Source organism: Natrinema amylolyticum, from assembly GCF_020515625.1.
GTDB classification, from domain to species: domain Archaea; phylum Halobacteriota; class Halobacteria; order Halobacteriales; family Natrialbaceae; genus Natrinema; species Natrinema amylolyticum.
On record NZ_JAIWPJ010000002.1, the window covers coordinates 759,122 to 784,986 of the forward strand.

Annotated in this window: 25 protein-coding genes, 1 tRNA gene and 1 other RNA gene; 10 read left to right on the forward strand and 17 right to left on the reverse strand. The window is 65.1% G+C overall.

What is annotated here, in order from left to right; translation table 11 throughout:
* Positions 1-104: 104 nt before the first annotated feature.
* From LDH66_RS14020 to LDH66_RS14035, 4 genes are all read right to left on the reverse strand, one after another.
* The gene (locus tag LDH66_RS14020; RefSeq protein ID WP_226481691.1) at positions 105-1,280 is read right to left on the reverse strand and encodes a DR2241 family protein; all 1,176 of its coding nucleotides are present in this window, start codon (positions 1,278-1,280) and stop codon (positions 105-107) included.
* A 3-nt stretch (positions 1,281-1,283) separates the two neighbouring features.
* Positions 1,284-2,201 carry a CbiX/SirB N-terminal domain-containing protein gene (locus LDH66_RS14025; RefSeq protein WP_226481692.1) on the reverse strand — a complete coding sequence of 306 codons (918 nt, stop codon included), beginning with the start codon at positions 2,199-2,201 and terminating at the stop codon, positions 1,284-1,286.
* Between the two features lie 158 nt (positions 2,202-2,359).
* Positions 2,360-2,704, reverse strand: coding sequence for a BsuPI-related putative proteinase inhibitor (locus LDH66_RS14030; protein ID WP_226481693.1), 345 nt, complete (start codon positions 2,702-2,704; stop codon positions 2,360-2,362).
* Positions 2,705-2,759: 55 nt separating this feature from the next.
* Complete coding sequence (locus LDH66_RS14035) at positions 2,760-4,259, reverse strand: glycoside hydrolase family 55 protein (protein WP_226481694.1); 1,500 nt, start codon at positions 4,257-4,259, stop codon at positions 2,760-2,762.
* Between the two features lie 253 nt (positions 4,260-4,512).
* Here LDH66_RS14035 and LDH66_RS14040 point away from each other — a divergent pair, with 253 nt between their 5' ends.
* A complete protein-coding gene (locus LDH66_RS14040) occupies positions 4,513-5,268 on the forward strand; it encodes a DUF2797 domain-containing protein (protein WP_226481695.1) in 756 nt (251 codons plus the stop codon).
* Between the two features lie 18 nt (positions 5,269-5,286).
* Here the strand turns inward: LDH66_RS14040 and LDH66_RS14045 are convergent, their stop codons facing one another.
* Positions 5,287-5,919 (reverse strand): hypothetical protein, encoded by a 633-nt coding sequence (locus LDH66_RS14045; protein ID WP_226481696.1) that lies wholly within the window; start codon positions 5,917-5,919, stop codon positions 5,287-5,289.
* 167 nt (positions 5,920-6,086) lie between these two features.
* On the reverse strand, positions 6,087-6,437 hold the full coding sequence (locus LDH66_RS14050; protein WP_226481697.1) for a hypothetical protein: 351 nt from the start codon (positions 6,435-6,437) through the stop codon (positions 6,087-6,089).
* A 129-nt stretch (positions 6,438-6,566) separates the two neighbouring features.
* On the opposite strand from LDH66_RS14050, the gene LDH66_RS14055 reads away from it, so the two are divergent.
* Positions 6,567-6,959, forward strand: coding sequence for a hypothetical protein (locus tag LDH66_RS14055; RefSeq protein ID WP_226481698.1), 393 nt, complete (start codon positions 6,567-6,569; stop codon positions 6,957-6,959).
* Positions 6,960-7,046: 87 nt separating this feature from the next.
* On the opposite strand, the gene LDH66_RS14060 is transcribed toward LDH66_RS14055, so the two are convergent.
* The 3 genes from LDH66_RS14060 to LDH66_RS14070 form a co-directional block, all read right to left on the reverse strand.
* The gene (locus tag LDH66_RS14060) at positions 7,047-8,753 is read right to left on the reverse strand and encodes an ABC transporter substrate-binding protein (protein ID WP_226481699.1); all 1,707 of its coding nucleotides are present in this window, start codon (positions 8,751-8,753) and stop codon (positions 7,047-7,049) included.
* 225 nt (positions 8,754-8,978) lie between these two features.
* Positions 8,979-9,842: a phosphatase PAP2 family protein gene (locus LDH66_RS14065; RefSeq protein ID WP_226481700.1), complete on the reverse strand. Its 864-nt coding sequence runs from the start codon at positions 9,840-9,842 to the stop codon at positions 8,979-8,981.
* Positions 9,843-9,847: 5 nt separating this feature from the next.
* Positions 9,848-11,650 carry an ABC transporter substrate-binding protein gene (locus tag LDH66_RS14070; protein WP_226481701.1) on the reverse strand — a complete coding sequence of 601 codons (1,803 nt, stop codon included), beginning with the start codon at positions 11,648-11,650 and terminating at the stop codon, positions 9,848-9,850.
* Between the two features lie 213 nt (positions 11,651-11,863).
* Between LDH66_RS14070 and LDH66_RS14075 the strand changes: the two genes are divergently transcribed.
* The 3 genes from LDH66_RS14075 (at position 11,864) to LDH66_RS14085 (ending at position 13,404) form a co-directional block, all read left to right on the forward strand.
* Entirely contained in the window at positions 11,864-12,142 is a 279-nt protein-coding gene (locus LDH66_RS14075) for a ribonuclease P protein component 4 (RefSeq protein ID WP_226481702.1), read from the forward strand.
* A gap of 93 nt (positions 12,143-12,235) precedes the next feature.
* Positions 12,236-12,484 (forward strand): YhbY family RNA-binding protein, encoded by a 249-nt coding sequence (locus LDH66_RS14080; RefSeq protein ID WP_226481703.1) that lies wholly within the window; start codon positions 12,236-12,238, stop codon positions 12,482-12,484.
* The gene (locus tag LDH66_RS14085) at positions 12,481-13,404 is read left to right on the forward strand and encodes a mechanosensitive ion channel family protein (RefSeq protein WP_226481704.1); all 924 of its coding nucleotides are present in this window, start codon (positions 12,481-12,483) and stop codon (positions 13,402-13,404) included. The genes LDH66_RS14080 and LDH66_RS14085 overlap by 4 nt, the downstream gene beginning before the upstream one ends.
* Before the next feature lie 431 nt (positions 13,405-13,835).
* Here the strand turns inward: LDH66_RS14085 and ffs are convergent.
* The 3 genes from ffs to LDH66_RS14100 form a co-directional block, all read right to left on the reverse strand.
* Positions 13,836-14,147: signal recognition particle sRNA (gene ffs / locus LDH66_RS14090), an RNA gene on the reverse strand.
* Between the two features lie 165 nt (positions 14,148-14,312).
* Entirely contained in the window at positions 14,313-16,574 is a 2,262-nt protein-coding gene (locus tag LDH66_RS14095) for a CDC48 family AAA ATPase (protein WP_226481705.1), read from the reverse strand.
* Between the two features lie 201 nt (positions 16,575-16,775).
* Complete coding sequence (locus LDH66_RS14100) at positions 16,776-17,144, reverse strand: Hsp20/alpha crystallin family protein (protein ID WP_226481706.1); 369 nt, start codon at positions 17,142-17,144, stop codon at positions 16,776-16,778.
* 173 nt (positions 17,145-17,317) lie between these two features.
* Here LDH66_RS14100 and LDH66_RS14105 point away from each other — a divergent pair, with 173 nt between their 5' ends.
* From LDH66_RS14105 to LDH66_RS14115, 3 genes are all read left to right on the forward strand, one after another.
* Positions 17,318-17,674, forward strand: coding sequence for a DUF5798 family protein (locus tag LDH66_RS14105; protein WP_226481707.1), 357 nt, complete (start codon positions 17,318-17,320; stop codon positions 17,672-17,674).
* Between the two features lie 92 nt (positions 17,675-17,766).
* Complete coding sequence (locus LDH66_RS14110; RefSeq protein ID WP_226481708.1) at positions 17,767-18,747, forward strand: PLP-dependent cysteine synthase family protein; 981 nt, start codon at positions 17,767-17,769, stop codon at positions 18,745-18,747.
* A gap of 58 nt (positions 18,748-18,805) precedes the next feature.
* Positions 18,806-19,942, forward strand: a complete 1,137-nt coding sequence (locus tag LDH66_RS14115) for a class 1 isoprenoid biosynthesis enzyme (RefSeq protein ID WP_226481709.1) — start codon at positions 18,806-18,808, stop codon at positions 19,940-19,942.
* A gap of 32 nt (positions 19,943-19,974) precedes the next feature.
* On the opposite strand, the gene LDH66_RS14120 is transcribed toward LDH66_RS14115, so the two are convergent.
* From LDH66_RS14120 to LDH66_RS14135, 4 genes are all read right to left on the reverse strand, one after another.
* Positions 19,975-20,385, reverse strand: coding sequence for a CoA-binding protein (locus tag LDH66_RS14120; RefSeq protein WP_226481710.1), 411 nt, complete (start codon positions 20,383-20,385; stop codon positions 19,975-19,977).
* A gap of 132 nt (positions 20,386-20,517) precedes the next feature.
* Positions 20,518-21,150, reverse strand: a complete 633-nt coding sequence (locus tag LDH66_RS14125) for an RAD55 family ATPase (RefSeq protein ID WP_226481711.1) — start codon at positions 21,148-21,150, stop codon at positions 20,518-20,520.
* A 176-nt stretch (positions 21,151-21,326) separates the two neighbouring features.
* On the reverse strand, positions 21,327-22,181 hold the full coding sequence (locus tag LDH66_RS14130; RefSeq protein ID WP_226481712.1) for a geranylgeranylglycerol-phosphate geranylgeranyltransferase: 855 nt from the start codon (positions 22,179-22,181) through the stop codon (positions 21,327-21,329).
* Between the two features lie 184 nt (positions 22,182-22,365).
* On the reverse strand, positions 22,366-22,548 hold the full coding sequence (locus LDH66_RS14135) for a DUF7511 domain-containing protein (RefSeq protein ID WP_226481713.1): 183 nt from the start codon (positions 22,546-22,548) through the stop codon (positions 22,366-22,368).
* 149 nt (positions 22,549-22,697) lie between these two features.
* On the opposite strand from LDH66_RS14135, the gene LDH66_RS14140 reads away from it, so the two are divergent.
* Together LDH66_RS14140 and LDH66_RS14145 are read left to right on the forward strand one after the other, a co-directional pair.
* Positions 22,698-22,772, forward strand: a tRNA-Arg gene (locus tag LDH66_RS14140).
* A 460-nt stretch (positions 22,773-23,232) separates the two neighbouring features.
* The gene (locus tag LDH66_RS14145; RefSeq protein WP_226481714.1) at positions 23,233-23,781 is read left to right on the forward strand and encodes a hypothetical protein; all 549 of its coding nucleotides are present in this window, start codon (positions 23,233-23,235) and stop codon (positions 23,779-23,781) included.
* A gap of 138 nt (positions 23,782-23,919) precedes the next feature.
* On the opposite strand, the gene LDH66_RS14150 is transcribed toward LDH66_RS14145, so the two are convergent.
* The gene (locus LDH66_RS14150) at positions 23,920-25,713 is read right to left on the reverse strand and encodes an aldehyde ferredoxin oxidoreductase family protein (RefSeq protein WP_226481715.1); all 1,794 of its coding nucleotides are present in this window, start codon (positions 25,711-25,713) and stop codon (positions 23,920-23,922) included.
* Between the last annotated feature and the right edge of the window lie 152 nt (positions 25,714-25,865).

Here is a 25,865-nt window from a genome sequence, read left to right on the forward strand (position 1 = left end):
AGCTCAGGTCTCGGGTAATTCACGCGGCGGCGACGATATCCGCTCGACCGGGAGTCCGTCCCGCCGTGTCGAAATCGAGCGGTCGGGCCATCGCCGTCAGAAAGTCAGTCGTCGACCCGGGTCGCCTCGAGGTCGCCCTCGTCGTCGAATCGCTTGGCTCGGAGGTATCGCGCCCGGTAGCGGTTCGCACCGTCGTTGACGTCCGCCTCGCGGATCTCGTCGGTTCGGTCTTCCGCGACCGCGTCGATCAGTTCCTCGAGCTGATTGAGTTCGCTCGTCGTCAACTCGAGTTCGTAGGTGTGTTCGTCTTCGGACTCGAGGATGGCCCACTTGCGGGCGGCGGCGATCACGAGCGAGCACGGCTCGCGGCAGGGGAACGGCCCGTCGCCGCCGTCCACGTCGAGATCGTCGCCGTCCTCGTACTGCCACTCGCGGCGGCGGAGACACTGGGAGTCGACGCAGCAGGCCTCGGCCATCCACTCGACGGCCTCGCGGGGGAGTTCGTCGATCACGTCGTAGATGCCCGTCTGTCGCTCGGCGGTCTCGAGCCAGTGGTCGACGTCCAAGTTCCCGCGCAGTTCGCGGTGCCAGTTGGCGACCGTCGCGGGATAGAAGAACTCGACCGTTTCGACGAGTTCGTCGCCCGAGAGACCGGTAAACGCCCAGCCGCCGGGCAGCGTCGGCGCGGTCTTCAGCGGCCGGTAGCGGCCGTCCTCGTCGTAAGTCGCGAGTTCCCGCGCGTCGCGCGGGTCGTCGTAGATCTCGAGATCGCTGATATCGCTGTCGGCGTCGTCGACGTGCCAGAGATCGTAGACGCGCTCGCCGTCAGGATCGTCGATATCCACGAAGCGGACGGTGATCGAGAGCTGGCCCCACTCGCGGTCGATGCCGCCGCGGAGCGCGTCGTACCGTTCCGTGACTCCGAGCGTCGCCGGGCGACCGGTCGCGTCGTCGTCTCCGCCGCCGTCGCTCCAGGGACCGGTCGTCGCGTCGTCCGGGTCGGCGTCCACGAGCGGCGCGCGCTCGCACCACCGGAGGAAGGCCCGACGAGCGGTCCCCTCGCCGCCGACGGTCTCCTGCCAGTAGTACCAGTTCGTGACGTACTCCTCGGCGGATTCGAGCGCTCGACGGAGTTCGGTCTCGTCGAGGCCGGCCCACTCGTTTTCGGCCGTCTCGAGGACGTACTCGCCGTCCGTTTCCGCGACGCGCAGGCCGTCGAACGCGACGCCGGCGGACGCGCGTTCGAGCAACGTTTCGAGATCGTCCGTCGCCACCGTCACTCGTCAGTCCCCCGCACCCGCTCCCGCACCCGGTTCGGGGCCGGCGTCGGCCCCGGTCTCTGCGACCGACGCGGCCAGTTCGCGGACCGCATCCCGGGCGTCGCCGATGTCGGCCCCGGCGTCGGCCGCTCGCTCGAGGACGACGTCCGCCATCAGGTCCTCGGTCCCGACCGCGCCCGTGTACCAGATCCGGTGGCCGTCGACCTCGGCCGGTACGTCCCACCCGAGACGGTAGTCATCGGTCAGTCCCATGTCCTCGGGAATGTCCTCCTGCGTGTGGTAGCCGTCGGCGATGAAAAGCGGGACGACGACGATGTCATCGCTCTCGAAGTAGTCGGTGACGTCGTCGACCTCCGGCTCTTCGTCCATGAATAGCGCCTTCACCTCGTCGAAGCGGTCGCGCTCGGCGATGCGGTCGCTGTGGTACTCGATTGCCTTCGCGGAGTTCTCGTTCCGGTCGGTACCGTGGCCGACGACTGAGAGGCCGAACCCCTCCCCGACGTCCGGGTCCTCCGTCGCGGTCTCGGCTCGCTGGACGATCACGTCCGTCATCGCGTCGTGGGTCCCGACCGGCCCGCAGTAGTGGATCGTCTTGCCGACGTCCTCGGCCTCGAGCGTGGCCTGTGAGGCGCTGGTGCCGTCGGACTCCCACTGATCGGGGTCCCAATCGTCGAGTCGCAGTTCCCGCGGGATGACCTGCTCGGTGAAGTAGCCCTCGCTGATGAACAGGGGGACGACGAACACCTCGTCGGACTCGAGGGTGCGGATCACCTCGCGGAAGTGCGGCTCTTCCTTCCAGAACGCCTCGCGGACCTCGTCGAACGCGCCCGTCTCGCGAATCGTGTCCGCGTGGGCGTAGGTCGGATCCGAGGCGTCCGGATTCAGGTGCGATCCGTGTGCCGCGATGACCAGCGCTTGCATGGTCGTCCGTTCGGACGCAGCCGGTATATACCCTATGGAGAAGCACAATAGTTCCTCTTCGACAATCGAAATAGACTTTCTATTTAGCTAAAACTGGTTCAGCTAATACGAATCGGTTCGGGCAGGCGTCTCCGGTCCCGACGGCGTCTCCTCCCCGCTCATCGTGGAACGGTGACCGTCGTTGTCGCCTCGCAGTCCGTCTCTCGAGCCCGCAACTCCGCGATCGCAGTGTACTCGCCCGGCTCGGGGTCGGACCACTCCGCCTCGTAGGTCGTCGACTCGCCGGGATCGAGTCGTTCCGAACTCAGTACCTGGGCGAACATGCGGCCCTCGCTGAACCGCCAGACCTCGCTGCCGTCGTCGACGAGCACGAACTCCGCCTTGCAGGCGTCCGAGAACTCGAGCTCGACGGACTCGTCGCTCGTATTGGTGACGGTGAACACGAACATGACGGCGTCTCTGGACCCGTCCGCCGGCGTCTCGAGCGATCCCTCGAGGCTCATTGCCGGTGGGTTCGACCCCGTCGCGGATAGGTCTTGGCCGTCCGGTCGCTCGCAATCACGACGACGTCCACTCCCGGAGTTCGCCGTCGACCTTGACGCGTTGCCCGACGCCGTCGAACGTGACGCCGCCGTAGTCGACGCTACTGCCCGACCCCACGTAGACGCCCGCGTCGCCACAGTCGGCCGCGCGGGCAGTCGTCAGCGTCGCATCGACGCCGTCCCTGAACCGGAACGCCTGGTCTCTGGCCCCCTTCGCGGTGATTCCGTTGAGCTTCAGATCGGCCATGTCGTCGAAGATGATCGCGTTCGTGAACTCCCCGTCGACGACGATGTTCGAGATCGCCGCGCCGTCGAACCCACCCGCGTACAGTCCCGATCCGGCGGCCGTGGCGTCGCTGTCGGTCCTGATCGTGACATTGCTGATCGTCAGTTCCCGCCGGCCGTCCTCGATATGGCCCAGCGAGATCCCGCGCGCGTTCTCGATGCACGAGACGGCGTCGATCGTCAGGTCTGCGACCAGTCCGCCGGTGTCGGCCCTGATGGCCGAATGCCGGCAGCCGGTGATGTACCCGTCGCTGATCGTGATCGACTCGTTGCCGTCCCGGTGGAGGTGGACGCCGTACTCGGGGTCGTTGGTCGGATCGATCTCGAAGTTCGTGAGGGTGCAGTTCCGAGTCGGCGTCCCGTCGTCGGCGACGAGCGTCTCCCGTTTCCCGTCCCACACGCCGTTCGTCCCGGTCCCCGCGTTCTGATTGTCGAACTGCACCGGCGCGTCGGAGCCGCCCTCCCCGCCGCGAGTCGCCCAGTAGCCGTCCACGGTGACGTTCTTCGCGGAGACGACGTCGACGTGGTGATAGTAGATGCGGTCACCGTAGATCCGCTCCAGACGGACGTTTTCGGCGTGGGCGGGCATGATACCGGTCGCGTCCGGCGCGTCGATCCGGACGTCGCGAACCGTCCAGTTCGACGCGCCGTCGTACCCGGTCGCGTCGAACCTCCTGTTCGAGAGCAGTGCCCGCCCTTCCTCGCCGTCGGGTCGGGGCCCCTCGAGGACCGTCGCCCGACCCGCGCCCTGCAGGACCGTGTCGTCCCCGATCAGCGGCGTCCGCTCGAGCAGGTACCTCCCGGGCGGGAAGTAGACGATTCCGCCGCCCGCGTCGGCGACGGTCTCGAGGAGGTCGTGGACGGCCGCTCCGACCGCGGTTTCTCCGTCGCCTTCGATCCCGTGGGCCTCGACGTTCCAGACGGGCGACTCCGCGGTGCGGGCATGGGTGGTCGTCGTCGCCTCGAAGTGGCTCGTCCCGGGGACCGGCCGATCGGGGCTTCCCCGGCCGCCGAAGTAGACCCAATCATCGCTGTCCCCGTCCCAGCGCCACGTGATCCCCTGATCGGTAGCGTGGTAGAGTTCGTCGTCGTACTCGCCCGTCATCGGACGGTCGGCGATGGGGCCGCGGACGATCGCGTGTCGATCGACCGCCTCGACCGTGTCGGTGTGATCCCACTCGTCGCCGGGTTCGTACGTTCCCAGTCCGAGTCGTGGCGTCTGATCGGCCACGCTCACTCGCCTCCGTAGTTCCGTCCGTATGACGCTCTGTACGCACCGAGAACTCTCGGGTCCGTACAGCCTGCGAGCGCGACACAGCCGCCCGATGCCGCGGCGAGGAGATCCCGCCGCCGCAGTTCCGAACTGTCCATACGGGCCGACTGTGCCGCCGTGGTATATAGCCACGGGCCACGTCGTCGTCCGCTGTCCGCCCATCGCCGGCGAGAGCGTGACGTCTATTTGCACCCGGTTCCAACTCGAGTCCGTGCAACTGGTCGGCTACGAACCGAGCGGGCGAGGGTCGGCGCTGCTGATAAGCGACGGCAGCGGCGATGTCGACTCCCGCCCGCTCGAGGCCGGCGACGACCTCGCGTACGCGCTCGGCGACCGCCACTGTGCCGGCACCGTCCACGACGACGAGCACGTTTCCTGTGACCGGCCGTCGACCCCCTACTGTGACTATCACACGAACACGTGGGTCTGTGCGCGCTGTACCGGAACCTGCCTGAAAGACGAGATGGACTGTTACGAGGAACACGCGGTCTACATCGCGGCCTTCGCCCCGGACACGTTCAAGGTCGGTGTCACGAAACACCGGCGACTCGAGACCCGCCTGCGCGAGCAGGGGGCCGACCGCGCGGCCCACGTTCACACCGTTTCGAACGGCCGCGTCGCCCGCGAACTCGAGGCCGAAATCGCGACCCGGCTCGTCGACCGCGTTCGAACCGGCCCGAAAGTCGCCGCGCTCGCGGCCGATGTCGACGAGGCCGCCTGGGGGTCAGCTCTCGCGGAGTTCGACGTCATCGACCGGTTCGAGTTCGACTACGGGATGGACCTCGAGGCCCGCCCGGTCCGCGAGACGATCGCCTCGGGGACCGTCGTCGGCGTCAAAGGCCGACTGCTGGTCCTCGCGAACGGCGGGACGACCTACGCCGTCGACATGCGCGATCTGGTCGGCTACGACCTCGAGGCGGGCGCGTCGGAGCGGAATCTCCAGTCGTCGCTCGGGTCGTTCGGATAGCGTTCAGGGGGCATTTCATCAGTCGGGGACGTACTCGAGTTTCGTATCGCCGGTCGCACCCCAGTTCGCTCGTTTCTCTTCGTCGACGCCGTATTCGATACTGTAGGACGTTTCTCGCCGCCAGTCGTTCGCGGGGAGGTGCTCGCGGACCTGCCGCGCGGCGACGTCGTAGTGAGCGCCGCGGTGGAGGTACTCGTACTCGAGGTCGACGACGTCCAGATGCGCGTGGATCGCCACCCGGTCCGCATCGAGTTCCCAAACGTGGACGTGATTCCACTCGTCGCCCAGCCGCGGCCGGCGAACCGAGTAGTCCGGGGCGACGAGTTCCTTGCCGTCGCTGTCCCACGCCGCGGTCTCCGCGTCGGGAAACGCTCGTGTCCAGCGGAGGTTCTCGAGGCCCGTAAACTCGGCTTTGATCGCAGCGAGCGCCCGTCGCTCGCCCGGTACGACGACGTGCGTGCTGATCGGCATCGTGACGTCCCACCCGCCGTCACCGTCCGGCTGATACACGCAGCGGGGGTAGTCGGTCTCTCGATCCGCCTCGGGAACGGACGCCGAGTCTGCCGGTCCGGCGACGACGCCCGCCCCGCCGACGGTCGCCAGCGACGTTCCGATCCCCGCGATCGCCTCCCGTCTCGTCGCCCGCGTCATCGGTCACCCCGCTGGCGTTCGGAGACCGACCGACGGTCGCGTTCTTGCGTCCACTGATCCATGCTGTCCCAGGTGTCTCGATTCGACGACGCCGCTCACAATCGTTCGGCCTTCGTGCTCGTGGTAGTAGCGCCTTCGGTATCGGTCGTCGTTCTGTGGTCCCGTACTCACGGACCGATTCCCTCGACGGGAACCTCCGTCTCGCAGTTCGGACACGACGCGTGCTCGTCCGACCCGGTGTAGGTCCACGTCTTGCCGCACTCGTGGCAGGTCAGCTCGATCGACTCCGGTGCGTCCTCGACGTCGGTTTTCAGCCCTCGAAGTCGCGAGACGATGGCCTCGAGGTCGGCGATAGACGCGTCGTCGATCGGGACGCCGCGCTGCCGGTCGGCCGCGTCGGCGCCCCCGTCATCGTCCGTCGAGACGAGCCGATAGTCCGCTCGGTCGCCGTCGCTCGCGTCGACAATCGCGTACGGTCCCTCGCTGACGATCGGGTCTCGGTCGGATTGGTCGTCCATACGATGGGTTTCGGCTCCGCTCGGGTCGGTTTTGTGCAAGCATTGATCGCCGATCGAGTCGGTGAGACGATCGGTACGAGCATCCGAAACATGGCAACCCTTTTCCCCGACGCAACGGAATCCGATGGTATGACGGACGAAAACGACTCCCCCGACGGAGACGCAGGCGAGGAAAGCGAGGAGAAATCCTTCCGCGAGCGCGTCGAGGAAATCCGAGAGAAGCGAGCCGAGGAAGGCGAGGGCGAGGGTGAGCCCCCGGAGAGTCCGTTCGGCGGCGGCGGTGGCGGCCCCGGCGGTCCGGGTGGCATGGGCGGCAACCCGTTCGCTCAAATGATGGGCGGCATGATGGGCGGCGGTGGCGGCCCCGGTGCCGGCCCGGGTGGCCCCGGTGCGGGCGGTCCGGGCGCTGGCGGACAAGACGAGAGCAACGAGGAACTCGTTCGCGAGGTCCGACAGATGCGCGACGAGCTCCGCGACCAGACCCGCGCGCTCAAGCGGATCGCCGACGCGCTCGAGGACTAACGGCCGTTCGTCCCGTTTTTGCCGTTTCCATGTCGAATCGACTAGCTGCGGCGATATCTCGCGTCTCGAGAGCGGCGAATCGGTCGGTTACTGTCTGACCCGAAGCCGGCCGTGATCGTCGTATCGGAACCCGGCGGCTTCGAACGCTCCCTTCGCCGCGCGGACGTCGACCTCGCCCTCCGAGCCCAGGAACGGCGTTTCGGGATCTCTCCCGTCCCACTCGAGACTTTCGGGCACCCATTCGTCGGTGACTGCAGTCGCGACGGGACGGGCGTGACCGTGGAATATCTCGTCGACCAACCACTCTTTGTCGAGTAACTGCGCGAGTACCCGCCGGAACCGGTAGTTGCTAAACGGTGCGTCGCGGGTGTTGAATCCCAGACAGTAAAACGACCACGACGACGACTCGAGCAACTGTACGTCGTTGGACGTGTCGACACCGCCGATATCGGAGGGGCCGAGCGGGAGGCTCGTCACGTCGGCGTCGTCGTTCGCGACGACCTGTGCCGCCGTGTCGCCGCTCGGATGGATCTCGATAGGACACTCGTCGACGGTCGGTGCCGGGAGATCGACGGTCGGGCGACGCGTGAAGTGGTCGTCGAACCGCTCGAGCGTCAGCTGGGTCCCCTCGGTCCGACCGGCGAACTGGAAGGGGCCGCTCCCGATCGGCGGAACGTTGTTCGTGACGACGGCCTCCGTGGTTCCCTGGGCGATGCTGGGGCCGCCGGGTCCCATGACGTCGGTCGCCCGATCACGCCAGATATGAGCGGGAAGTATCGGTACGAGAAGCGCACGCTCGCCGACCGCCGGCGACGTTTCGACCGTGAGTTCGACGCGGTGGCCGTGGCGGATATCGACCGATTTGACGGCGTCGACCTGTCCCCGATACAGCGGTGCTGGCGAGGCCGTATCGTGATCGCCCAGCGAGGTATCCTGGAGGAACTGATACGTGAACTTGACGTCTTCGGCGCTCAACGGCTCGCCGTCGTGGAACTCACAACCGTCCCGGAGAGAGATGTCGACCGTTCGGCCGTCCCATTCCCACGACTCCGCGAGCCACGGCTCGATCGCCTCGTCACCGTTCTGCGTCGCCAGCGAGTCGTACAGGAGATCGGTGATCGTTCCGCGATGACGGTAGTCGGTCGCGATCGGATTGAGATTCTCCGTCGGCCTGGCGTCAGTGTGGGCGACTCGGAGCGCATCGACGCCGTCGGCCGGGTCGAGACCGAGATAGCCGTGGCGCGTCGCGAGATGGCCCTCGCTCCAGCCGTCGAACCGGTCCGTCCTGGCGACCCGGTGCTCCTCGGGGACGCAGATCGGAACGAACGGCTGCTCGGTCGCGATCGCCTCGAGCATCGCCGTGACGGCTTTCCGTCTATCGTCACCCTCGGCGTTGCGCTGGTCCTCGAGGAGTGCATCGATGTTCTGGTTGCTGAACCCGAAGGGGTTCTGCCAGCCAGATTCGTCGATATACCGCGAGTACAACGCCTCGTAGAGGAAGTCGGGATCGGCCCCGCCCGGATGGCGTCCGATACAGATCTCGAAATCGTGGTCGTACAGTACCGCTCGACGGAACTCGATGTCGGACCGAAGGTCGATGGAAACGTCGACCCCGACGGCCGTGAGGTTCTCCTCGAGATGACGTGCGATTCGGACGGACTGTCTGTCCGCGTCCGCCGGGACCGTCGTGATCGTCACGGAGAGCTGTTGGATGTCGTCCGACCTGACGATATTCCGGACCTGGCGAAGACAGCCGCTGCTCGAGACCGTCAGTCCGGCTGTCGCTGCCAACATGGCACGGCGACCGAGGGACCCGCGGTCACCACGACTCTCTCCGTTTGGGGCGGCCCGTCTCCTGTTCATTTCGTTCGCTTATCATACTTGAAGAGCCACGATATAACAGTATTGTGCTCTTCCTAGCTGGCAGGATTGCTCCACAACACTGTGTGAGACGGGTGTTCTGGGCCGTATCTCCGAGTCCGGTGGTCACTACCACCGGTATTCCTGACTCGATCGCAACTACTCACTTCGATCCAACCACGGTATCCGGTCCTCGACCTCTCGGAGCCGTTCGTCGAGTAGGTCGGAGACTGGCCAGCGACCGACGAGTCTGTCCGAGAGAACGACACAGAGGGCCGCGAGAAGCATTCCGGCGATGACGTCGATCCCCCAGTGGATTCCGAGAAACATCGTCGAAATCGCGACGCTGGCCGCCAGCACGACCGCGACGGGGAACCACTTCGGAAACGTCGAGCGCGTTATCGCTGCGAACGTCGCGACGGTCGCCGAGAGCGAGGTGTGAAGCGACGGGAAGACGTTGGTGTTGCTGTTGACCTCGCGGGTGAGGTATTGATACTGTGGATTGGTATCGAACAGCATCGTTTCCGCGACTTCGGCGGGCATCACGTTTCGGGGGCCGTACGCGATGACGAAGATGTAAAGGACGAGTCCGATTACGTAGTTGAGCGCGTACGCGGTCAGTAACCGACGGAACATTCGCGTATCGGCCAGCGTAAAGTACGCGATAACCGGAAAGATGAGCAAAAAGACGTAGCCGTAGACGTAGACCGACGAGAAGTACGCCGTCGTCTCCGGGGTCGCGATCGACTGAAAGAGCAGGATGAACTCCCCCTCGATATTGTAGAAACTCGAGGTGAGATGAAATCCGATATCTCGGGAGAGCCGCGGTGCGCGCTGTCTGGCGAACCGATTGATCAGCAAGACGACGAGCAAGACGGCGATAGCGGGTGCTGACGTTTTGAGTCGGGCTCGCCACTCCGATCGCGTCTGTACGAGGCGCTCTCGGCCGATAAAGAGAACTACCGAGATCGGGAGGAGGATCCCGGTCACGACGACGAGTTGAATCAGCACGTCGGCGAGCATCGCTCCTAATAGCCCCCAAGCAGTCGCCCGTTATCATCGTATCGGAACCCGGCTCGCTCGAACGCCACTTTCGCGGCTTCGACGTTGAGATCGCCATCAGTGCCGGCGAACGGCGTCACTGGATCGTCACCGCTCCACTCGAGGCTCCCGGGGACCCACTCGTCGGTCACCGGCGTTGCGACGGGCGTCGCCTTCTCGTAGAACACGTCCGTCGCGATCGCCTCCTTGTCGAGTAACTGCGTGACCGCCCTGCGAACGTGGGGGTTGCTGAAGGGCGCATTTCGGACGTTGAATCCGAGATGATAGAACGCTCGCGACGGGGACCGGAGATGCTCGAGGTCCGGCGAGTCGGGAATCGTGGGCACCGAGTGGGCATTGAGCATCGTCGCCGTGACGTCTGCCCCGCCGTCCTCGACGCGAGTGATCGACGAGTTGCTCGCGGGATCGACGGAGAACTGCACTTCCTCGACCGTCGGTTCGGGGAGTTCGACGTCGTCCCGAAGCGTAAAGTGCTCCTCGAAGCGCTGGAGGACGAGGGACTCGTCTTCAGAGCGACTATCGAACTGGAACGGGCCGCTACCGACGGGCGGGATGTTGTTTCCGGAGACGACGGACCACCGCCCCTGCGGTGCAGTGAAATCGCCGCCCGTCGCGTACTGATCGATCAGTTCGAGCCAGACGTGTCTGGGCAGAATCGGCACAGTAAACGCCCGCTCGACGGTCTCTCGACCGCCCGTCACGGTGACCGTGAGCTCGCGGTCGTCGTCGACCGTCACTTCCTCGATTACGTCGGCGTGGCCCCGATACCGCGGTGCCGGTGACGGGACCGGGGCCCGTCCCCACGACGTGTCGCTGAGGAACTTATAGGTGAAGGCGACGTCCTCGGCGGTCACGGGTTCGCCGTCGTGGAACTGACACGCCTCTCGAAGCGTGATCGTTGCCGTCCGCATCGGCACTCCATCTGCTGTCTCGGAGTCCGAATCCGATGTCACTTCGGCGAACTCCCACGACTCGGCGAGCCACGGTTTGACGTCGCCCTCGTGTTCGGTCCCCAAGGAGTCGTAGAGCAGATCGATCGTCGTCCCGCGGTTCCGGAGCGTCGCCGAGAGCGGGTTGAGGTTCCGAGTCATTCGGCTATCGGTCACGAGTGCGTGCAGCCGGTCGACACCGTCGGCCGGTTCGAGACCGAGATAACCGTGGCGGGTCGCGAGGTTCCCCCCGCTCCAGCCGTCGAACCGATTCGCGCGGGCGACGCGATGCTCCTCGGGAATACAGATCGGGTCGAACGGTTTCGCCCGTGCCAGTCCGGTCAGGACGGCCCGGACGTGTCGCTCGCGTTCGTCGCCGTCGGTTCGCCGCTGATTCTCGAGATGCGTATCGAAGGCCATGTTGGTGAACCCGAAGGGGTTCTGCCAGCCGGCCTCGTTCGCGTACGTGGAGTGGAGAGCCTCGTAGAGGAAGTCGGGATCGTAGCCGGCGGGATGGAGCCCGACGTAACAGTCGAAGTTGTGGTCGATCAGAACGGCCTCCAGTAACTCCGATCGCGACCGCATATCCAACGAGACGTCGACACCGACTTTCTCGAGGTTCGCCTCGAGCCGGCGGGCGATCCGGACGTTCTGTCGATCGGCATCCGCGGGGACCGTCGTGATGGACAGCGAGAATTGCTCGTCTTCGCCCTGATCGACGACGCTCTGAACGCGGTCGATACAGCCGCTCGTCGTGAGGGCCGCGCCGGTCACACCGGCGGCCAGAAACGAGCGTCTGCTCACGCCGTCGTCGTCAGGCGGGGAGGGGTTCCAATTCATACCGTTATGTAACACCCATTCTCATCTGATATATAACAATATTGCGTACTACGTCGAACGCGTGGCGGAGTAAAGAATCTTTTCAATCAGGGAAACAGTCGTCTCAACCCGTCGATGGCGTGGGATTAGCTAACAGATGGTTCAACGAACGCGATCGACTCCAGTACGCCGCGGGAGCGCAACATCAATAGGTCGACCGACGAAAAGGGGGGTATGGACGTCGCTGCCGAACGGATCGAGCGCCTGCACGACCACGCTCGAGCGGCGGCAGCGAACGGTGCGGACGACCGTGCTCGATACTACGTTCGGCTCGCCCGGCGGGTCGCGGAGCGAAACCGCCTGACGCTGCCGCGGGAGTTTCGACGGTTCACCTGTGATCGGTGTGATGCGTACCTCCGTCCGGGAAAGAACGCCCGCGTGAGATTGCGGGACGGCCACGTCGTGATCACCTGTGACTGCGGTGCACACGCGCGCTATCCCTACGAGGAGTGACCGTCGGTCCGTCATCAAATCGGTATTTGCGACCGGTTTCCGCCGGCGTCGGAATCGAGAAGATTGAAGCGCCTCGGTTCGTTATTCGGGGCCATGGATAAACAGGAACTCAAGCAGCGAGCGCACGATCTCGACGTCACCGTCTGGGTCGGGAAGAGCGGCGTCGACGCAGTCGTCGACGAACTCGACGACCAGCTCTCGGATCGGGACCTCGTGAAAGTAAAATTCCTCCGCGCAGCCCGCGCGGGGAGTTCGACTGAGGAAAAGGCGGCAGATCTCGCCGAGCGTGTCAATGCTGAATTGATCGATACGCGCGGCCATACGGCAGTGGTCCATCGATGAGCGGTGGGATCGAGTTGGCCCCGATACAGGCCCTCGGTCCGATCGGTCGTGGCCTCGACGAGTTCGGGTTCACTGTCGCACAGGCCGCTGCCGCGGAGAGTGCGATCAAGTTCGTCATCGCGCTCGTCGCGATCTGGCTCGTCGGCCGAATAGTCGTCTTACCGCTCATCAAACGAGCGTTCGACCGACGAGAGATCGACGAACACGCCCAGAACCCGCTGTTGATGCTGACGCGGTTCGGCATCGGATTCGGTGCCGTCGCGATCGCCTTCGGGTTCGCCGACTACGGGAACTTCCTCGTCTCGATGGCCGGCATCGCGGCGGCCGGGGCGCTCGCTATCGGGTTCGCGATGCAGGACGTGATCTCGAACTTCGTCGCGGGCGTCTTCATCTACACCGACAAACCGTTCCGAATCGGTGACTGGATCGAGTGGGACAACGGCGACTACGCCGGCGTCGTCGAGGACATCAGCCTCCGTGTGACTCGAGTCCGAACGTTCGACAACGAACTGCTCACCGTTCCCAACTCGGCGCTCACCGACGGCGTTCTCAAGAACCCCGTCGACGCCAACAAACTCCGACTGAAGTTCGTCTTCGGAATCGGCTACGACGACGACATCGAACGCGCGACGGAAATCATCGTCGAGGAAGCCGAGCGCCACCCCGACATCATGGACGACCCCGCGCCCTCGGTTCGACTGACGGAACTCGGGAACTCCGACGTCGGCCTCCAGTCGCGGTTCTGGATCGCGAACCCGTCCCGCGCCGACTTCGTTCGAACCCGCGGAGAGTACGTCACCGCAGTCAAACAGCGCTTCGACGAGGAAGGAATCGACATCCCCTACCCCGTCCGAACCCTCGAGGGCGGTCTCAACCTCGAGAGCGGCGACGGTCAGAGCGTCGTCCAACCGGCCGAATAACGCGCCCAGCGGTCGTCTTTTCCGTTTCATCGTTCCCGATCGCGATCCCGGTTCGACCGATCCGGCAGCCGGGAGCGCGCCTCTCACTACCTTCGAGCTGCACGACTCTCCGGAAGAGCGTGCTCCTCCGGGCGGTGAGGGACCGCTGGTCCCTCGAGCAGTCGGCGCGAAGTCCTTCGAGACGGCGAAGCCGTTTCGTGATGCCGTAAACCTTCGATTTGTGAGCATGCCGACACCCTCGCGGACGCAGAGCGTCCGCTCAGCGGAGAAGGGCAGGCGGTCACTCAGTTACCGGCCGAGCGAGCGGGCTGACGACCGACGTGAGTACTGAAAGGAACGAACGGAGGGAGGAACGTTTTCAATCGAAATTTTGTCGAACGAGCAAGGCGCGCAGCGCCGCCGCTCGCGCAGAACAACTTCGTGCGGTATGAATGCGGACGACCGCGGTTGCCCGGCGTTCCGGCCGGGGGAATCTCGGTTGCCTTCTCCACCCCGCAACCCGTCGAGCGACAGGTGTCCGGCGGTCCACTGCTCGCTTCCGCGCCTGATGGGCTGTCGCCGACTAACCGCGATGGGGCGTCCCTGCGGACGGCCATCACGGACCGCTGTCCCCGACGGACGAGGCTTCTCTGTTGGCTCCCGAGGCCCCGGTCGGTCTGACCGGACGCCCGCGGTGTTCGGTCCCCGCTAATGACCATAGCGCGGGTAACGAGCAGGGCCAAACTGCCCGACCTAGTCCATCCCATAGTAGGGAGAGGGAACTTAAGGACCTTTCGCCTCTCGGATCGCCGGACGGCATACGGGTCGGACGGGAACGAGGGAGCGACGGACTGTGCGGATCGACGACGCCGACGGACCCGGCGACGGTGACCGCGAAGCGGCGACGCGTCGGGCGCGGGACCGATCGGTTACTCCGCCTCGGTTTCGGTCTCGGCGCCCTCGAGGACCTCGTCGAAGTCGCCGGCCCGCGGGCCGGGTTCGAACTCGGCGGCCGATTCGGGCGAGATCTCCTCGAGCGCTCGCTCGAAGTGGTCGGCCGTCAGTTCGATTTCGTCGACGTCGCGCGCTTCGCCGGTCGCCGCGGCGCGGACGTGTTCGCGGACGGCGATCGTCGCGGCCTCGCGGCAGACGGCCTCGACGTCCGCGCCGGTGTAGCCCTCCGTCTCGGCCGCGAGGTCGTCGAGATCGACGTCGTCAGCCAGCGGTCGACCCTGGGTGTGAATCTCGAAGATCTCGCGGCGAGCAGTCTCGTCGGGTTCGTCGACGGAGACGTGGCGATCGAGCCGACCCGGCCGGAGGAGCGCGTCGTCGATCAGTTCGGGCCGGTTCGAGGCCGCGATGACGACGACGTCCTCGAGCTCCTCGAGCCCGTCGAGTTCGGTCAGCAGCTGGGAGACGACACGCTCGCCGACGTTGGAGTCGCCGACGCCGCTCCCACGCTCGCTCGCGATGGCGTCGATCTCGTCGAAGAAGACGATCGTCGGCGCGTTCTCGCGGGCCTTGCTGAAGACCTCGCGGACGCCCTTCTCCGATTCGCCGACGTACTTGTCGAAGAGCTCGGGTCCCTTGACCGAGATGAAGTTCGACTGGGACTCGTTAGCGACGGCCTTGGCGAGCAGCGTCTTGCCAGTGCCCGGCGGGCCGTGCAGCAGGACGCCTTTGGCTGGCTCGAGCGCGACTCGCTCGTAGGCGTCGGCGTGTTCCATCGGCCACTGGACGCTCTCGCGCAGGCGCTCCTTGGCGTCCTCGAGGCCGCCGACGTCGTCCCAGCTCACGTCGGGAACTTCGACGAAGACCTCGCGCATCGCAGAGGGCTCGATGCCGCGGAGGGCGCTCTTGAAGTCGGCCTCTCCGATCTCGATCGCCTCGAGCGCCTCGGCGTCGATCTCGTCCTCCTCGAGGTCGAGTTCGGGCCGCACTCGCCGCATCGCGGTCATCGCGGCCTCCTTCGCGAGGTTCTCGAGGTCCGCGCCAACGAAGCCGTGGGTGTTCTCGGCGTAGCGCTCGAGGTCGACGTCCTCGGCGAGGGGCATGCCGCGGGTGTGGATCTGGAGGATCTCCTCGCGGCCCGCGGCGTCGGGGACGCCGATCTCGATCTCGCGGTCGAACCGGCCGGGACGGCGCAGCGCGGGGTCGATGGCGTCGACGCGGTTCGTCGTCCCGATGACGGTGATCTCGCCGCGCTGCTCCAAGCCGTCCATCAGCGAGAGGAGTTGGGCGACGACGCGGCGCTCGACGTCGCCCTGGACGTCCTCGCGCTTGGGCGCGATGGAGTCGAGTTCGTCGATGAAGACGATCGACGGCTCGTTCTCGGCCGCCTCCTCGAACACTTCGCGGAGTTGCTCTTCGCTCTCGCCGTAGTACTTCGACATGATCTCCGGGCCGGAGATCGTCTGGAAGTGGGCGTCGATCTCGTTGGCCACGGCGCGGGCGATCAGCGTCTTGCCGGTGCCCGGCGGACCGTGGAGCAGGACGCCCTTTGGCGGCTCGATGCCGAGCGCTCTGAAGAGTTCGGGGTGGCGCATCGGCAGTTCGATCATCTCGCGGACCTGCTCGAGTTCGTCGTCTAAGCCGCCCACGTCCTCGTAGGTGACGTCCGGCGGTTGGCCGTCGGCCTCTCCTTCGCCCTCGAGCGGGCCGGTCGCTTCGACCGAGAGCTCCTCGCCGCCGCGTTCGGTCACCTCGACGTCGGTGTCGCCGCCGACGACGACGGAGCCGCTCGGCTCGGTGTCGACGACGGTGACCGGGAGCCGCCGACCGGAGCGCGTCGAGAGGAGGCCGAAGCCGAGCGACAGCGAGAACGTATCGCCGGGGCTGACGGCCCGTTCGGAGAGCTTATCCTTCAGGTAGGAGCCGACGTCGCCCTGAATGCGGACGTTCTCCGGCAGCGCGAGCGTGACTCGCTCGGCGGGTTCGACGTCGGCCGCCTTGACGTCGACCGCGTCGTCGATCCGAACGCCGGCGGCCTGCCGGAGCTGGCCGTCGATGCGAACGATCCCCGCGTCCTCGCTGCGGCCCGGCCAGACGCGCGCGACGACGCGACCCTCCGGACCCTCGATCGCGACGAACTCGCCGCTCGAGACGCCGAGTTCGGCCATCGTTTCGCGGTCGATCGCGGCCAGGCCACTACCTGCGTCCTTCCGTTTGAGTGGTTTTACTCGAAGTCGCATGGCCACTGTATTGTGCGTCGTGTGATCGAGACCGTTCGTCGACGCGTTCGACTGTAGGAACGACGAACTCAGGACAGGAGCCGACCGGTCGACGCGCGTGAGTCGAACGGTCGACGGGGAGGTAGTTCACCGGACAGAGCCGGGGATCGATTCGTCTTCGGTGACGATGTTGGGATTCGGGAGTGCCGACTCAGGGAGCGGTTAGCCCTCGAGCGGGATCTCCTTGCCCTGGGCGGTCGAGTCGGCCGTCGGCAGCCGGACTTCGAGAACGCCGTTGGTGTACTCGGCGGCGATCTCCTCGTCGTCGATCATCTTGGGGAACCGGAACCGACGGTGGTAGGTCTTCTTGCGGCCGCGGCTCTCGTCGGAGTGCTCGGCGGCGACGTTCAGGATCCCGTCGTCCCACGCTAGATCGATCTCGTCGGTCTCGAAGCCCGGCATGTCGATCGTGAGGACGAACTCGTCGTCCTCCTCGTACAGTTCGTAATCGCTGCCTCCGGTGTCACCGAACAGCTGGGACGGGAGGTCGAGGCCTTGCATCCAGGTGCTGGGTGGGCTCGCTCGCACCATGGCTGATCACCTCGATTTCAGTAGGAGATTGTCCGCGGTTCGTAATAAATCTGTCGAACCGTGCGATAGTATACCAAACGAGTACGACCGATCGAGCGGATCGTCACAGCTCGAGCACGTCTGACGTCTGCGGGAGGAAAAGGCCCATTAGTACGTCGACACATCGAGTACGTATGGGACTCGGCAGCACCGCAAAGAAGATTCAGACTCTCTCGGATCGGGCCGAGGCGATGTACAAGCAAGTAAAGAAACTCCAGCAGCGCATCACCGGACTGGAAGAGGAGATGGACGAAACCCACGACACGGTCACGCGCCTGGACCACCAGCTCACTGAGCAGCGCGCACTCCTGCTCGCGATCGCCGACGAACAGGGCCTCGACGGCGAACAGATCTTGGCCGACGCCGCGATCGACGAAGTCGAACTCGAGGACGAGAGCGCGGCCGACGGCGACGAGTCGGTAGCGAACGAGGACGGGGCGAACGAAGAGGAAGCGACCGACGCAGTAACCGGGGAGACGACGGCCGAATAGCGTCTCTACCGCACCGAGCGCCGTCGATCGCGGGACGTCACGTTTCCGCGACGGGACAAGAGCTAACAACGCGGGCAACTTTTGCCGAACCGATGACGACCCACGAGGAGCCGGTGGATTCGGTACTCGAGACGATCGGTCGAACGCCGCTCGTTCGGCTCCAGGACGGTCCCGACGCGGTCCCGATCTACGCGAAACTCGAGACGTTCAATCCCGGTGCGAGTATCAAGGACCGGATCGGTCGCTACATGCTCGAGCGGATGCTCGAACGCGGCGACGTCTCGACGGGCGGGACGATCATCGAGCCGACGGCCGGCAACACGGGTATCGGACTGGCGATCGCGGCCGAGCAACTCGAATTGGACGCCGTCTTCGTCGTCCCCGAGCGGTTCAGCGTCGAGAAACAGCAGTTGATGGCCGCGCTGGGCGCGGAGGTCATTAACACGCCGACGGACGAGGGCATGGAGCGGGCGATCGACCGCGCTCACGAACTCGCCGCGGAACTCGACAACGCAGCCGTCCCGCAGCAGTTCTCGAATCCGCTTAACACCGAAGCCCACTACGAGACGACTGCACCCGAGATCTTCGGGGCGCTCGACGGGGAAGTCGGCGCGGTCGTCGCCGGCTGCGGGACCGCCGGAACCCTCATGGGAATCGCCCGCTACGCGCTCGAGCGGGATCCCGAAACCCACATCGTCGCCGTCGAACCCGAGGGCTCCGTCTACGGCGAACTCGTCGGCGAGGACCGCGCGGAAGACGAGTACAAGACCGAAGGGATCGGTACCCACGACACCGCGACCAACGAACTGTTCGAGCCCGACCTGGTCGACGACGTCGACGCCGTTTCGGATCGCGACGCCCACGACGAACTCAAACGCCTCGCTCGCGAGGAGGGCCATCTGGTCGCCTCGAGCGCGGGTGCCGCGAGCGTGGCCGCGAAGCGAGTCGCCCGCGAGATCGCCGACGGCGATCTCGACGTTCCCCACGAGACGGTCGTGACGCTCTTCCCGGACTCGAGCGAGCGCTACCTCTCGAAGGGGATCTACCGCTCGTTCGAGGAGTGGACGTCCTAAGATCGGCCGGCGGTTCGGCCATCAGTACACTCATTAGATTCCCTCGAGAGAGGGAGATATGCGCTGGTTGTCAGATACCCTTCCGTCCAACGAGGAACTCCCACCTGCTCTCCGGGAGACAGTCGACGCGTACGCCGAACAGGGCGGTCTGTTAGGCGCGTTTACGAACTTCTTCGTATTCCTCGAAACCGACGACGAGGCCCTCGCCGAAACGCTCGCGTCGATCCCGACCGATCTCTTCGTGACGAGCGCGCTCCACGACGACGCGATCGACGATTCCGACGAGTGGGACACGGATCGCAAGCGACGACTGAACGAGCACGTTTCGGTCGGTGACATCGCCTTTACGAACGTCGTCGAAGCCGTCGCCGACGCCCCCGAAGACAGTGATCTGGACCCAGTGCTCGAGACCGTCCGCGAGATCGGTGCGGGCCAACTCGCGGAAGCGGAGTTCGATGCCGCGACGGCGACCGTCGACGACGCCATCGCTCGCGTCGAGGCACGCGGCGGCGTCTGGGGCGAACTCGCGGTCGCGCTCGTCGCGACCAGCGGCCGCTATTCCAACGTCCAACTCGACCACCTCCGAACGATCGCGACGAACGGCCTGTTCGTCCTGACCGTCATCGACGATCTCGCGGACCTCCCGGAAGATCTCGAGAACGACGTCGCGACGCTTCCGCTCGTCTGTTTCGACGGGGATCCCGACGCGTATCGATCGACCGACGCCCTGATCGACGCCGTCCTCGCTTCGGACGTTCCCGACCGACTCGAGGATCTCGTCGCCCAGCGACGGGCCGCGATCGACGCTGCCGCGTCCGAGCTATACGCGTCGCTCGAGCACTCGAACGAGGCGATCCTCGAGGCCGCCGTGTGCGCACTGGAGTGGTACTGCGAGTCGGTCTGCTCGGTGCCGATCGCCGAAACCGTCTCGCCCGCCGAGCAACGAGAGATCCGTGACCGGTTGACCAGCGACGAGGTGGCGACGCGTCAGTACGTCGCTGAGCGCGCCGCGGCGTACCCGGCCGAGATCGACGCCGACGAACTCAGTTCGACCGTGACCGAACTCCCCGGGCGACCGCTCGTTCGAACGGTGATCCGGATCCGGCACCTCCAGGCGATCGCCGACGGCGTGATGCACACGACGATCGAAGACGCCCTCGCAGCGCTTCGAGCCGAGTCGGCACCGGCCTCGTAATCGAGACGACCGGAGCCCTCGTCGCCGCCTCGTCAGGCGACGAGCCGTCGATGCTGGACTTTCATACACCGGTCCTGAACGACGGTTCGGTTCGCAGTCTCCGCTCGAGCCGCCGCCTCGTCGTCGCGGATCCCCTGTTGGGTCCAGATGACGTCGACGTCGTCGCGCTCGAGGGCCGCGTCGACGATCTCGCTGACCTCCTCGCTGGGCCGGAAGATACAGACGACGTCGATCTCCGCCTCGACGTCCGCGAGAGAATCGTAGACCTCCCGGCCGAAAATCTCGTCCGCAAAGGGGTTGACCGGAATCACGTCGTAGCCGTGATCGAGCAGGTACTTCGGCACGTCGTGGGCCGCCTTCCCGGGCGTGCTCGAGCAGCCGACGACGGCGATCGTCTCGTACCCGAGGATCTCCTCGAGTTCGTCCGCGGATTCGACTGGCATACGCGAGCGTACGGGCTCGAGGGCAAAACGTCTCGGGGTCGCGGTGACAAACGGACGCCTTCACGTGGCTGTGTCCGTGCGTCGATGCAGGAATACCAGTCCAGCACGGATACGAAACGTTGTGAGCGGAGTCTACGTCGACAGCCCGGCCGTCCGGATCTCGGGTTCTTCGTCGTCGGTCGTCTCCTCGAGTTCGACGACGGCGTCGAAGAGCTGCTTGAGCGTATTCATCGTCTGGTCGTCGTGGGCCGTCGAGTCGATAACGTAGACGCCCAGCGCGTCGGCGCTCTGAATTCGACCCGTGAAGACGTGGAGGAACCGGAAGACGGTCTGCAGATCGGAGTACATCAACAGTGTCGAGACGGAGTGGAGGAGGACTCGGTTCTCGGTGAGGCCACGAGTCTCGTAGAACTCCTGGAGGAACTCCGAGAGCTTGATGCCGATCCCGGTCATGTCGACGGGCGAAGAGGCGTACTTGATCCGCGGATCGTCGTCGATCGTCCCGATGCCGCGCTGTTTCGTGACGCAGTCGACGACGCCGATGTCCGGCTCGACTCCCTCGTCGACGTGGTCGTCGAAACTCTCGAGAACCTTGTCGGCGCTGTCTTTCGTGGTGATGACGATCGAACCGTCACCGCGGTTTGCGCCGCTCCCGAGGATATTGAAGGCGATCCGTCGTTTCCCTGTCAGTGGCGGGCCCGCGACGAGTACGTTCGTCCCCGGATCGAGTTCGACGTCCGGAAGGACATCTGCGAGGTCATACATACGGGATACTCACATCCATCGCCATGGTAACGAGCTGGTACCACAGCCCACTCCGAAGGCCGGCGTGTTGTATGAAAATACGCGAAGCGGTTTATAGTACTTTTGATTATAAACCCGCCGGTTACGTGGACGATCGGAACAGACACTCGATCCGCCGCCACCGTCGTTCCCGCGCGTTAGAGTGGCAGCGAGAGCTCGAGGGCGGCGCGCCCGACGATGAACGCCAGCGAGGCGAGAAACATCCCGTATTTGAGACGTGACTGACCGACGGTCGGATCCTCGAAGCTCTCGTAGGCCGCGGCGAGCATGACGGCGTCGGCCGGGACGACGACCAGCAGGTAGGCGACGCCGAACTCCCCACGGAGGAACGGGATCGGGCTCGCGACGACCGCGAGGACGAGGAGGACGGCGGCGACGGCGAGCGCCCGACGTTCCCCGATCGCGATCGGAAGCGTGTGCAGGCCCTCCTCGCGGTCGCCCTCGATGTCCTCGACGTCCTTGATGATCTCCCGGGTCAGCGTCGCGATCGCGGCGAGGACGAAGAGGACGATCGCCGGACCGATCTCGCCGACCGCCGCGGCTCCGAAGAGGAACGTGCTGCCCACGAGGTAGGCGACGAGCGCGTTTCCGAGGCCGGGAAGCCCCTTGAAGACCTCGGTGTACGCGATCAGCGCGAGGAGATTGACGCCCGCGATGGCGATCGCCAGCGGGGGCAACGTGAGTGCGAATGCGACCGCGCCGACAAAGAGGACGATGCTGAACGCGAGCGCACCGCGCGGACTCACCGCGCCGCGGGGGATCGCCCGGCCGGGCTGGTTGATCCGGTCGATCTCTCGATCGAAGTAGTCGTTGATCGCGTTGCCCGCACCGACCGCCAGCGCCGTGGCCCCCACCGCCGCGGCGACCGCGACCGGCTCCTCGCCAACGCCGCCCGCAACGAACGCGCCGATGAACGTCAACACGCTCGCCGCGATCACGTTCACCGGTCGCGTCAACTCGAGCAACCCGCGACCCGTCTCCCCGACTGTCATACGCGAGAGTGGTCATGCGGCCCGGTTAAACGGTACGGTCCGCCGTCAGGAGCATTGGTCGCTCGGTCCGGCCGTTGGTCTGTTCGGTATTCAGGACTCGAGCGAACGGGAGCGAGAACGAGAGTCGAGTGGGAACCGAGCGCGAGCCGCCCGTCTCGATCGGTCACCGCATTCGGCCGGCGTCTCAGCACCACTCCTCGAGATCACAGAGCGCGTCGCCCTCGATCTCGAGCCACTTGCTCACCCGCTCGTCGCCGCTCGCGTCCGCGGGAACGGCGGTCCAGCTCCCCTCGTCGTCCGAGAGTAACTCGAGCGGTGTCGCACCGGACTGCGCCTCGTCTGGAATGGGGGCCTCGGTTTCCGTCATGACGTACCTAGACGTTGGAACTACATAACAAAGACCCCCGGCGGCGATTGTCATCGACTGAAAATTCCCGGTCGCTGTGCATGTCGTTCCCTGACGGAATCGGTGAAAATCGAGTGACTTATACGGAACCACCCGGAATAACTCCATGCGGGCGCTTAGCTCAGTCTGGACAGAGTACTTGGCTTCGGACCAAGCTGTCACGGGTTCAAATCCTGTAGCGCCCACTCGCAAACGGCCCGCTTCTCGACTAATACTAACTTCCCGTAGAGTTACCACTATCTGTATTTTCCGCGGTTTTGACGTTCGGACGAAGGGATCGAAATTTGATACCAGTTCGGAATAGGGTGTGGACCCGTCACGTCGTGCGACTCCCACCGCAAACGTGGGCGGTCGAGTCACAAGAACAGTGGTAACAAAAAGTCCAAGAACAAAGAGAAAAATAAAGGATGAATAACTAATGCGATTTAACCTCCTTGCGGTTGTTCTTGGACTCTTACTCGTCGCTGCAGGACCAGCCGTGACTATGGGACATCCGGGCGCGTTTGGCATGTCCGCTGAGAATCACTCAGTAGAGACGGAACGGCCAGTTGAAAACGTCACTCAACGTATGATAATAAGTCTAGAGGATAACTCTGTTAATGCTCGTTTCCAGGTTTTTCATCGCATATCCTGCTCGGTCCTCGAGTGAAGCCGAGGCCGCACGAAACGCTTGACCCAGAGTGGTTTGCCGGTCCTGAACGAGTCCAGCGGATCTTCAATGAGACAGCAGATGATACAGATAATCTCACAACAGGTTCTCTCCTCGTATATCATACATCGTCTGTGCATACTACACCGGGAAGCCCGGATACCGGATCCCTGCCTGATGCTGAACACGGGTGGGTCATGATTCAACAACGAATCTGGTGGGACAATTACGTCGAAACTGACGAGAACGTCTCTATCGGTCGTGCTCATACGCAGGCGCTCAACGAGAGCGGGGAACTTCATGTAATAACCCCTGAATCGTGGGAACCAACGACTCTCAACGGTGATCCAGTCGTTCGAGGAACCGGACATACGAGGCTGCGTTACGTATGGTGGCTCTCCGGTGACGATCCCGACCTACTCCTCGAGTTCGAGTCACCGACGGAACCACGAGATGACTCCCAAGGGTTCGCTGGTATTCCTGTTACTCTCGTCGCGATTCTCCTCGCGGTTGGCCTCATGGGGCTTCGACGCCGTCTCGAGTGAGTACGGTACGGGAGTGAACGCGTCTGCATAATGGAAGCTGCTGTGGCTTCACTCCGTGCGGATACACCGTTCTGATCGATACTTGAATGCCGCTCGTCGACCTCGAGAATTACCTACAGATTCATCCAAGACTAGTCGTCACTCGTCACTCGAGCGATACGGCGTCTCTGCGAGCAGCGAGTCGTCGTCGACCGCGTCGGTCAGCGCGAGGCGGTCGACGGTCGATCGAGTCGGTCGACCGTCGGGGCCCCAGCCTCGTACCTGATAATAGTGGTCGAGGGCGGTTTCGAACCAATCGTCGTCGACGACCTGTCCCGCGTTCGGTCCCGACTCGAGGGGCTCTCGCAGGGGTGCCGGCAGTTCGTCGTCGGCGCGTCTCACGCCCTCGCGGACGTTGAACAGGCGGGTCAGGGTCCAGACTCGCTCGCCGACGGTCAGCAGATCGCCAGTCGTCTCGAGCCGGACGGCGTCCAGCCACTCCGCGCCGAGGTCGTCGAAGACGTCCCCGACGAAGTCGTCGACAATGAGACACCAGAGGATCGATCGCCGGTTCTGCTCCTCGACGACGGCGCGTGCCGTGCGCTCGGGACTCCACTGCTCGTCGAAGACTTCCCGTTCGATCGGACGGGCTCGTCGGTGACAGGCCCCGCGGTCGCTGGTCGCGTACGCGAGCGCCATACTCGGTGCGCCGCGCGGGTCGTACGCCGGGAGCTCCATCGCCTTGACGGTCGGGACGAGTTCGTCCCCGCCGAACTGCGCCGCCGCCGCGGTGACGCCGTCCGCGAGCGCGTCGCCGAGCGACGTGTCTCGCGCGGCGATCTCCTCAAGCATGCGTCGAGCGCCGTCGGGATCGCCGAAGGAGAACGATCGCTCGAGCAGGCCCGCGTCGGCGGCCTTGACGGCCCATGCGACCGCACTACCGGCGCTGATGAGGTCCATTCCGAATCGGTCGCAGATCTGGCCCAGTTCCGCGACGGCGTCGAACTCGTCGATCCCGAGACCGGCCCCCAGCGTCATCGCGGTGGCGCCGCGCGGGACGTAGTCACCGTCTGCCGTCTCGACCCGGAACCCGCCGGAGTCGGTGTCGCTGTCGTCGTTGCCGTCCTCATACTCTCGCTCGCTCGTCAGTTCCTTGACCGCAGCGGCACCGATCGCGTCGGCTCCCTCGAACGTGCCGTCCTCCCAGCCGCGGGTCGAGAGCGCGCCGACCTCGTTCGCGAAGTCGACGGTTTCGACCGTTTCGCTCGCCCGCAGCCACTGCCCGGTCTCGTCCTCGCGGTATCGCTCGGCGTACGCCTCGCGCAGGTCCGCCAATCCCGCTGGCGGCTCCCCCCTCGCGACGACGGCCTTCAGTCGTTTCGACCCCATTACGGCACCGGCGCCGCCTCTGCCCGCGTGGTGATCTCCCTCGTCGGACGCGATCGTCGCGTAGGCTACCTGCCGTTCGCCCGCCGGGCCGATACAGGCGACCGACGCGTCGGGGAAGCTCGCGGCCGTCTCGACCGTGTCGTCGCCCCACGAGTCGGTCGGCTCGACGGTTGCCGTGCCGTCCTCGATGACGAGACGGACGGGTTCCGTCGCCGTCCCGGTGACGAGCAGACCGATATGTGGTCCGAGCGACCCCACGAGCGCGTCCGGAAACGTACCGCCGGCGTAGGAGTCGAGAAAGCCGCCGGTCAGCGGCGATTTCGTAATGGCAGCGTACCGCGACTCCCCGGGCAGATAGCCCGAGAGCGGGCCGAGCATGAACAGGAGAACGTTCGCCGGGCCGAGCGGGTCGGTCCCGGCCTCGAGTTGCTCGTAGAGATAGCGAGCGCCCAGGCCCTTCCCGCCGACGTACCGGCGGAGCCACGGTTCCGGGACTGGGACGCTGTCGACCGATCGCGTCGAGAGATCGACGCGAAGGAGCCGGTCGGGTGTAGCGAGTGGCACTAGCACAGGGAACGCCGTCGACGGGAAAAAGCGTTATCACAGCACCTGTCGGCGGTCTGTCGACACGCGACGAGATGCCGGACCGCCGTTCTCGATCACTGCGAGGACGGCACCGACCGCGACCGGCCGCGCCCGAGAACGCGACCGCACGG